Annotated in this window: 7 protein-coding genes; 4 read left to right on the forward strand and 3 right to left on the reverse strand. The window is 54.0% G+C overall.

Annotated elements, in window-relative coordinates; genetic code table 11:
* Positions 1–51: 51 nt before the first annotated feature.
* The 3 genes from HMPREF1323_RS00760 to HMPREF1323_RS00770 all read right to left on the reverse strand — a co-directional run bounded on the left by HMPREF1323_RS00760 (position 52) and on the right by HMPREF1323_RS00770 (position 3,875).
* On the reverse strand, positions 52–1,728 hold the full coding sequence (locus HMPREF1323_RS00760) for a P-loop NTPase fold protein (RefSeq protein WP_044123833.1): 1,677 nt from the start codon (positions 1,726–1,728) through the stop codon (positions 52–54).
* Between the two features lie 197 nt (positions 1,729–1,925).
* Positions 1,926–3,563, reverse strand: a complete 1,638-nt coding sequence (gene groL / locus HMPREF1323_RS00765; RefSeq protein ID WP_009432253.1) for a chaperonin GroEL — start codon at positions 3,561–3,563, stop codon at positions 1,926–1,928.
* A 42-nt stretch (positions 3,564–3,605) separates the two neighbouring features.
* Positions 3,606–3,875, reverse strand: a complete 270-nt coding sequence (locus HMPREF1323_RS00770; protein ID WP_009432230.1) for a co-chaperone GroES — start codon at positions 3,873–3,875, stop codon at positions 3,606–3,608.
* A gap of 617 nt (positions 3,876–4,492) precedes the next feature.
* Here HMPREF1323_RS00770 and HMPREF1323_RS00775 point away from each other — a divergent pair.
* The 4 genes from HMPREF1323_RS00775 (at position 4,493) to HMPREF1323_RS00790 (ending at position 9,313) form a co-directional block, all read left to right on the forward strand.
* Positions 4,493–4,825, forward strand: a complete 333-nt coding sequence (locus tag HMPREF1323_RS00775) for a hypothetical protein (protein ID WP_009432228.1) — start codon at positions 4,493–4,495, stop codon at positions 4,823–4,825.
* A gap of 201 nt (positions 4,826–5,026) precedes the next feature.
* On the forward strand, positions 5,027–7,366 hold the full coding sequence (locus tag HMPREF1323_RS00780) for a TonB-dependent receptor (protein ID WP_232203972.1): 2,340 nt from the start codon (positions 5,027–5,029) through the stop codon (positions 7,364–7,366).
* Positions 7,367–7,410: 44 nt separating this feature from the next.
* On the forward strand, positions 7,411–8,199 hold the full coding sequence (locus HMPREF1323_RS00785) for a hypothetical protein (protein ID WP_009432240.1): 789 nt from the start codon (positions 7,411–7,413) through the stop codon (positions 8,197–8,199).
* Positions 8,200–8,218: 19 nt separating this feature from the next.
* Positions 8,219–9,313: a hypothetical protein gene (locus HMPREF1323_RS00790; protein WP_009432239.1), complete on the forward strand. Its 1,095-nt coding sequence runs from the start codon at positions 8,219–8,221 to the stop codon at positions 9,311–9,313.
* The last annotated feature ends 58 nt before the right edge of the window (positions 9,314–9,371 follow it).

Below are 9,371 nucleotides of genomic sequence, written 5' to 3' on the forward strand. Positions count from 1 at the left end.
GGGCAGTTCACTATGAGTGAACTGCCCCTTGCTTTTACTCCAAGCATAAAGCTATTTCTCCTCTGTCTTATCCTTCATATACCGGAAGTAGTACGGGAAGGCTTCCTCACTACGAATTAACTTCAATTCTCCAAAACGAAGAGGATCACTTATTTCCTCTCGTCCAACCGGTCGATCAATGAACATCTTGCGGATCAGTAGGCGGGCTTCAGGATAGTTCTCTCCCAGAATACTCTGTATCTGGTCTGAGAGACCACGAGTAAGAACCTTTAATTCACCTGCACATTGTGCAAGATTATTATAAATCGTAAGATGCCTATACTGTAGTAATGAGAGTAAGAAGAAGTCTGCAGGATCCACCTTACTGTAGATCTCTTTATACCTGTGGAGAGTTAGATTCACATACCGCTTAAGATGTCGCACAGAAGCCAAATCCTCTGCAATAATCTTCTCAACATAGCTCCATCCCTGTAGCACTCTCTTCTGCTCTTCTTCTGGAAGCCACAATAAGTGCACCTTCCAATATTCTCTCATCTTTTCCTTTAGGACCTCACTATCCATCTCTGGAAGAATCACCTCCCATGTCACATACTTATCGATGAAGCTATGATCTAAGCCGTGAGATAAGTGCTTACTCAGCACATTATTAACGTACTCCTTGTCGTATGCCATGACAAAGACCACGTTATTGAAAGAGGCATTGCGATCAACAAGCTTCAGTACCTCAATTATCTCTTCCCCTGTCAAGCGGTCGAGGTCATCAATGATGACGTACACACGCCTACCAATAATACGTAGAGCATCGTTAATAGCCTGCTCGTCCTTCTCTGGGAGAAGGAGGGTCAGTAGACTCTCCAAGGGGCGTGTCCATTCATACTGTCCAAGCAACCCTAAGTGCTTGGTATAGCGTCCAAGTAAAAAGCCGAAGCCCGAACAATACTTAGATAACTCTTTGGAAAAAGCATCAAAGAAATCCTCTTGAATATGAGCTACACTCTTTGAAGCACGTGGATTAAAGCAGACAACAATATCCCCATGCTCTTTTACCTTCTTCGCAAGAAGATTAACGAAGGAGGTTTTTCCCTTTCCCCACTGAGCAACGATACCCATCGTAAGGGATTCTCTTCTTAAGTCAAGTGACTTCAGGCTATCCGAAAGTATCCCAACCACACCACAGAAACCTAACCAATCTTCATCTTCCGACTTAATCGGCCTATCAGTCTCAATTCCTTGTACTCTACTCCGACGCAAACTTGCTCGCCATTTTGGGAGGAACGTCACAATATAAACACCTTGTTGCACAACGCACAACAGATAAGGAAGTAGGAAAAGATCAACCCAAGCTATCTCTCCTCCCTCCGTAATTGTCCAAAAGTAAGAGGAGCTATAATAACCACGATAATATACATAGAGCACAAAGAAAAGAACTCCTACGTAGTAAATACCAGTTAATAGATAGCTCGATCTATGAGTCCATATCCAATAAAGCTGATAGAGAACTATGAGCACAATCATCGTTCCAAACCAAGGCATCAACTCTTTTGACTTAAGGAATTGATAAACATGGTCAAGGAGCGGGAAGAGCAGCTCTTGCACATGAATATAGACGATTCCAATAAGGGTCACTACAAAGAGATAGCTAAAGAGTTGCTGGACACTAAGCCCCAAAGCCCCAAAGAAGTGTTGTTTGAACTTAGGCCAAAGATCAACAGTGGTAGTTGCATCCATTTGCTTAAATATTATGTAGTATCAAGGTAATAGCACCCGCGAGGGGGATTGCTTACGTAAAGGTAAAGAATTCGCGCTTGGTCTTAGAGGGCGCACGCATACAGGGTATTAGACTAGGAAAATAAACGCACTACGCCCCGCCTTCAATAGACGAAAGCGGGGCGTAGCTATTATTAGCGGGATATTGCTCGGAGGGACTACATCATGCCGCCCATGCCACCCATACCGGGGTTCATGGCGGGCATAGCGGGAGCATCCTCCTTCTTGTCGGCGATGACGCACTCGGTCGTGAGGAACATACCTGCGATCGATGCAGCGTTCTCCAGCGCTACACGCGTGACCTTTGCAGGGTCGATGACGCCCGAAGCATAGAGGTTCTCAAACAGATCAAGGCGAGCGTTGTAGCCGAAGTCACCTTCGCCATCCTTGACGCGCTGCACGATGACAGCACCTTCCTTACCAGCGTTGGCGACGATCTGACGCAGGGGCTCTTCGACAGCACGGCGGATGATCTCGATACCCGTCGTCTCGTCTTCGTTCTCCCCGACGAGGCCGTCAAGAGCACGGACAGCACGCAGGAGCGCCGTACCACCACCAGGGACGGTACCTTCTTCGACGGCAGCACGCGTAGCGCTGAGGGCGTCGTCAACGCGGTCCTTCTTCTCCTTCATCTCGACTTCGCTGGGTGCACCGACGTAGAGGACGGCGACACCACCGGAGAGCTTAGCCAGACGTTCCTGGAGCTTTTCGCGGTCGTAGTCGGAGGTCGTGTTAGCGATCTGCGCCTTGATCTGAGCGGCACGCTCGCGGATAGCGTCCTTGTCACCAGCGCCATTGACGATGGTGGTGTTGTCCTTCGTCACGCTGATCTTCTCAGCCTTACCGAGCATATCGAGGCTGACAGCGTCGATGCTGAGGCCGGTCTCTTCGCTGATGACGACGCCATCGGTGAGGATAGCGATGTCCTGCAGCATAGCCTTACGGCGGTCACCGAAGCCAGGAGCCTTGACGGCACATACCTTCAGACCACCACGCAGGCGGTTGACTACGAGGGTAGCGAGGGCTTCGCTGTCGATATCCTCGGCGATGATGAGCAGGGGACGACCCGTCTGTACGGTCTGCTCGAGGATAGGAAGGATCTCCTTCAGCGTAGAGATCTTCTTGTCGTAGATGAGGATATAGGGGTTCTCCAGCTGGGCCTCCATCTTCTCGGAGTTGGTGACGAAGTAGGGAGAGATATAGCCGCGGTCGAACTGCATCCCTTCGACGACCTCGACAGTCGTCTCGATACCCTTGGCTTCTTCGACGGTGATGACACCTTCCTTGTTCACCTTACGCATGGCCTCGGCGATGAGCTGACCGATCTGCTCGTCGCCGTTAGCGGAGATCTTAGCTACGTGCTCGATCTTCTCGAAGTTGTCACCGATCTCCTGCGCCATAGAGCGGATCTCAGCAACGATCTTAGCGACAGCCTTGTCGATACCGCGCTTGAGATCCATAGGGTTAGCACCTGCGGTGACGTTCTTCAGCCCGACACCGATGATGCTCTGGGCAAGGATCGTAGCCGTGGTCGTACCGTCACCAGCATCGTCGTTGGTCTTAGAAGCAACCTCCTTGACGAGCTGAGCACCCATGTTCTCAAATGGATCTTCGAGCTCAATCTCCTTAGCTACGGAGACACCGTCCTTAGTGATGTGGGGTGCGCCGTAGGTCTTACCGAGGATGACGTTGCGACCCTTAGGGCCGAGGGTTACCTTGACGGCGTTAGCCAGAGCGTCGACGCCGCGCTTGAGGCTCTCACGTGCCTCTATATCGAACTTGATTTCTTTTGCCATGATTGTATCTGATATCTGTATTTCTTACTTAGCGAGAAGGGATTAGATCGTAGCGAGGACGTCGGACTGACGCATGATGAGGTACTTCTCACCTTCGTGCTCGATCTCGGTGCCAGCGTACTTGCCATAGAGGACGACGTCGCCAGCCTTGAGGACCATCTCTTCGTCCTTCGTGCCACCACCTACGGCGATGACTTCGCCACGCAGGGGCTTTTCCTTAGCTGAATCGGGGATGATGATACCGCTCACGGTCTTCTCTTCTTGGGCAGCGGGGCGAATGAGTACGCGGTCTGCCAGGGGCTTAATGCTCATGATCTAAGTAGTTATATGTGTTGTTTTATATTCTTCGTTTCGCTTGAGGTTGGGGTATAAGGCTCCCCGCTCACGTCCTCTACCGAGCAAGGAGCGTGCCAAAGCCCAGCGAAGCCCCATTCTGCGCGCCTCCTGCCAATATGACACACCGCCCCCACCTCCTGCTGTCAGCGAGTACGACATTATATGTCAAGCGCACGAAGGAATGGGCGAGCAAAGGACCGAAGAGCAGGGATACCGCTCCCATCCATTACAAGACGCTTGCACCGTGCCGTACGCTACGCAGCGCATAGCAGTGCAACCTTGAGCCTCGCCTCTTCGCAGGTAAAAACAAGAAACAATAGTGGAATGCCCTCCTATCCGTGCGAAGAAAAGCTGTGAACCTATGGTAGATAAGCTTCATCTACGTACGTGGCTCTAATATCTACGTACGTAGTCTTTAGGATTTGCGTACGTAGTCGTTAAGACCACGTGCGTAGACAGAGGAAGATCACTACGGGAAGCTGCCTTTTTCTCCACGCAAATACCACTTTTCCTCAGGCGGATTCTCTTCCTTTGATATAAGCCTTCGGTCTGAATTCGTTATATTTGCAGGCAGTAGCACCTCGCACAAGATTATGCAGACCAACGAGCGATATACCCGTCGGCTGGCGACCCTCTTCCTCGGGCTCTTCCTGAGTCTCCTGGCGATGGTCAGCCTACACGACTTCAGCCACCGCGCTGACGTCGTGCAGGACGTCGTATCTACAGAGGGCTACACCTCCTACGTGACGAAGACCGACTGCTCGATCTGTCACTTCATCCATACCCCGTTCTTAGCTCTCGCCATCGGTACGCTGCTCGCAGCAGTGGCTCTCGGCGTGTGCCTCCTCGGGGTGCGCCTGGTGCGCCTCGTCCACTCGATCCGCAGGGATGCGGTACAGCTACGGGCACCTCCCACCTTCGCCTAAATCGCTTACCAGAGGCCACTTGTAGGGTAATCTTTGCCCTGCCTCTACCCCCTATGTATCACTTATAGCGTGCTCCCTGCCTGTATGGGAGTGCTACGCTTGGCCGTGTAGCTCGTGGCTACAGCTGGCTATATACGCGAAGAGGACCGCTATGCCATAGCCTCTTCCCGACCCTTCATCCATATCATCCTTTTCCTACCTATGTGCTATCTATCACTGGCAAGATGGCGCAGCGTCCTCCTATCTCTGGGGATGCTCCTCGCCCTTGCCCTGGGTGCATGCCCTGTGCACGCCCAGAGCCGTAGCCTCATCATCCAGGTCCTCGACGATCGAACTGGAGAGCCCCTCCCAGGCGCCGTCGGCCACATCGGCCGTCGCTCCATGCAGACCGACCTCAAGGGCCAGCTGACCCTCGCCCTCACGGGGAGCGAGGAGGACGGCCTGCACGTCCATCTCATCGGCTATCACGAAGGCTTCATCCCTCTGGACAAGCTCCGCAGCACCCCCAGCCCCTTCACCCTGCGTCTGCGCCCTGAGGACCGCGACATCTCTTCGGTGAAGGTCGTCGGCAACCGCCGTCCTGTCTCTGCCAACGTCGTCTCCACGAAGGTCTCTACCGAGCGCATCGAGCGTAACCTCGGGCGTAACCTCGCCTCGCTCCTCACCGAGGTCAGCGGCGTCACGAGCCTGCAGACGGGCACGACGACAGCAAAGCCCGTCATCCACGGCATGTACGGCACGCGTGTACTCATCGTCAATAATGGCGTCCGTCAGTCGGGCCAGCAGTGGGGCGACGACCACGCCCCCGAGGTCAGCGTCGATGCCAACGACCAGGTCCACGTCGTCAAGGGCGCCGAAGCGGTACGCTATGGAGCAGAGGCGATCGCTGGTGTGATAGTCATGAATCAGAGCTCTTTGCCCTACGATGAAGCTGGTCTGAGAGGAAGCATAGCAGGAGCGTACGCCACGAATGGGCACCGCCTGAGCTCGTCCGTACGCCTCGAAGGGATCTTCCCAGGCTACACGCCTTTAGCCTACCGCCTGCAGACATCTTACACCAATGCAGGGGACCGATCCTCAGCCCACTACCGGCTGATGAATACCGGGGTGCGTGAGCTCAACAATGCCCTCACGCTGGGATGGAGAAAAGACCAGCTGACGATCGAAGGTCTCTTCAGCCGATATCAGAATAAGACGGGCCTTCTGCCCTCCGGCCATCTGCGTAGCCGAGAAGGCATGGCGGAGCTCCTTGAGCGAGGGAAGCCTGACCTCTTCCGCCCCTTCTCCCGTGAGATCAGTAGCCCCTACCATAGCGTCGTCCACTATCTAGCTCGACTCAAGGGGACTTGGAGCAATGAGCATCTCGGGCTCTTCACGCTCCAAGGCTCCCTCCAGCGAGACCGAAGAGAGGAGTACGCCATCCGCAGAAACAGTGCCTACTCCGCAGTACCGACCCTCTCACTCTCTCTAACCTCCCTTCAGACCGATGCCTCATGGCGCAAGCACTACCACCACTGGGACAGCGAAGCCGGATTACACGGCGAGTACCTTGACAACTACAGCAACGCTGGCACTGGCTTCACGCCACCGATCCCGAACTATACCCAAACCTCTTGGGGTGGTTATGCTCTACAGCGCTACCAAGCTGACCACTTTGGCCTTGAAGCAGGGCTTCGTCTCGAGCAGACGAAGATGCGTGTCGCAGGCTACAACATCGCAGGGGACTATTTCTCTGGGGATCACAACTTCACCAACCTCACTTACACCCTCGGTGGGCACCTACACCTGTGGAAGGGCGGCAAGCTGACGAGCAACGTAGGACTCGCCTTCCGTGCACCACATGTACAGGAGCTCTACAGCCTGGGTAGCCAGCACGGCTCTGCAATCTTCGTCTACGGAGACAGCACACTCCGCTCGGAGCGCGGATATAAGTGGGTGACATCACTCACACACCACTCCGACAGATGGGACTTGAACATCGATGGCTATCTCCAGTGGATGGACGGATATATCTACGAGGAACCTTCGAATGAGTTTGCCCAGACACTTGCTGGGGAATATCCCATCTTCCGCTACCGCCAGCGGGATGCTTTCTTCCGCGGATTCGATATTGATACCCGCTACTACATACTGCCCGAGCGACTCTATGCTCGTGTCAAGGGCTCTATGGTCTGGGCCGAAGAGCGTAAGACCGGTCGCTACTTCCCCTACATACCTGCCCTCCGTCTGTCAGAGGAAGTGGGAGTACGCATAGACCTACCCAAGAGCTGGCAGAGCGAGCTGTCGGTCAGTCATCTCTTCGTCGACCGACAGCACCGCTTCGATAGGAGCACGGATCTTACGGATAGCCCCAGCCCCTATCACCTCTTCGGCCTTGAAGCAAGCCTCTCAAAGCCCCTCCGTGGCCGTCAGGCTCTTCGCCTCACCCTCGGCGTAGACAACCTCTTCAATACAGAGTACAAGGAGTACACGAACCGTGCACGCTACTACGCTCACGATGCTGGTCGCGATGTCCGCCTGGAACTGCACTGGCACTTCTAACTGATCAACAACAAGACTTCCACACTTAATCTCCAATTAAGACAATGAACCGACTCCCTCTACGTCTCCGCTTCGGAGCACTCGCCGTCCTCCTCGTAGCTGTCCTCAGCAGCTGTGGTAAGACTACCCCTAAGGTCCCCACCGATGAACGACAGAACAAGGGGCATGACCAGCCCACTATCGCCCAGCTTACCCTCACCCAAGGGACACTCAAGGCTGGCAAGACCTTCTCCGCTCAGATGAGCCCAGACGATGTCGAGCTGGACCGTGTACATCAAACCATCGAGCTTGACCAGAGTAGCGGTCAGATCAAGTACACCGAAGGTGCGGGCTTCGTACGACGCTTCTCGGTAGAGAGCACGACGAAGGTGCCTAACCGCGTCTACCTCCTGACCATCAACTATAAGACTGCTACGGGCGAATCTATGGATGCTCAGCTCGTATCTGATGAGCAGATCAACCGCCATCAGCACTTCTTCAAGCAGATCCTCGGCTACAGCACCGGCGGGAGCAATGCCCCCATCTTCGCCCGCTACAAGGAAGCGCTGAGCTACGACTACGCTTACTGCGACCGCATCCCTCGGAAGCAAAGCAATGGCTCGGAATATCTCGACGCCAATCCCGTCGGGCTCTCGGGCTTCCTTATGTTCGTCAAGCCCGCCAATGGAGCAGAACCTAAGGAAGTAACTATGCTCATCACGCTGGGGCACTTCTTCAATACGAAGTTCACCTCCGCTGGCTCCAAGAGCATCCGTCCTTTCTACTCTACCGTCCTGCCAGGTGCAGACTCGGATATCAATATGACGATCCACTTCGACGTCGCCACCAACTAACCTCTCGACTTCATCAATTATGAAAGCAACATTCATCAAGACCCTCGCCCTCAGCCTCCTCGCAGTAGTGACGCTGGGCCTCTCTGCTTGTAAGGGAGATGATACCCCCAATGTCCCACCCACCCCTTCTCCCTCTACATCTGGAGAAATCGCTCGCGTCACGATCAAGCTGAGCATGGGGCACCTACATGGGGAACAGGACTTCCACTTCGTGCCCTCGTCAGGTAAGTATGACCTTCGAAATATCTATGATAGCCAGGAGTTCACCTTCGTCAAGAATGGCGATACCTGGAGCTTAGCACCAGGGGCACCTTACTCTGACCTCATCGCCTTCCAGCTCTTTGCCTGGGATCCTAAGGTCTACTCCTCTATCGCTCCCGACTATGGAGCTATCATTGAGCTCTACGATGCCGAGGGCAAGCTACTCAATGACCAATACACCTCTGAGGAGCTTCGCTCACAATATCAGTTCTTCTTCTACCCCACAGAAGCTACGGACTTTGATGGCAAGCCCATAGCAGTCAATGCTGCTGACCCCACCAGTATCCTACGCTATGTCTACTGCGACACCAATGTCTGGAATCAGTCTGCCTCTAAGAGCCCTACAGATGATGCTGGGAAGAAGCTCTACTATTTCCTCCCCAAGACGGAGCCTATCGGCATCAAGGGCTACTATCAGTTCCCCGAGACAGGCCACTTCCTCCTGAACATCGACCTCTGGCATAGCCCCAAGGGAAAACTTGAGGGTGGTAAGGCTTCGCCCTTCTTCGCCCCCAACGCTACAGTGAAGTCAGGCAAGCGACTCCTCCACCTCACTCTCCCCGTCAATATCGCGGCACAGAAGCGCTTCATGGATGAGGTCATCGAGGGCATCCTGAACGATTACAGCCGTCGTGTAGGCGAAGCTGAGGACAAGGACAAGGTACAGTATCAAGCGGTTCCACTCGATCAGCTGACCTCACCTAATGGCTACTTCACGGACGAAGAGATGCGTACCTTCGCTAAGCGCATGATGAAGCTCCTCGGTACGACGGACTGGGAGCGTGTAGCCATGGACTTCTATCGCTACTACTCTTCTACGGGCGACGAAGGGAGCAATAAGGGCTACTTCTAGCACTCTCTCTCATTCGTATCAGATACAGACAACGCTGTAATCCCCACTCCACAAGCGA

The organism is Porphyromonas sp. oral taxon 279 str. F0450, assembly GCF_000292995.1.
Lineage (GTDB): Bacteria > Bacteroidota > Bacteroidia > Bacteroidales > Porphyromonadaceae > Porphyromonas > Porphyromonas pasteri.

Bases quoted from the DNA above. Each gene is read 5' to 3' on its own strand.
- groL (WP_009432253.1), bottom strand. From the start codon at position 3,563: ATGGCAAAAGAAATCAAGTTCGATATAGAGGCACGTGAGAGCCTCAAG.
- HMPREF1323_RS00775 (WP_009432228.1), top strand. From the start codon at position 4,493: ATGCAGACCAACGAGCGATATACCCGTCGGCTGGCGACCCTCTTCCTC.
- HMPREF1323_RS00760 (WP_044123833.1), bottom strand. From the start codon at position 1,728: ATGGATGCAACTACCACTGTTGATCTTTGGCCTAAGTTCAAACAACAC.
- HMPREF1323_RS00780 (WP_232203972.1), top strand. From the start codon at position 5,027: ATGTGCTATCTATCACTGGCAAGATGGCGCAGCGTCCTCCTATCTCTG.
- HMPREF1323_RS00770 (WP_009432230.1), bottom strand. From the start codon at position 3,875: ATGAGCATTAAGCCCCTGGCAGACCGCGTACTCATTCGCCCCGCTGCC.
- HMPREF1323_RS00790 (WP_009432239.1), top strand. From the start codon at position 8,219: ATGAAAGCAACATTCATCAAGACCCTCGCCCTCAGCCTCCTCGCAGTA.
- HMPREF1323_RS00785 (WP_009432240.1), top strand. From the start codon at position 7,411: ATGAACCGACTCCCTCTACGTCTCCGCTTCGGAGCACTCGCCGTCCTC.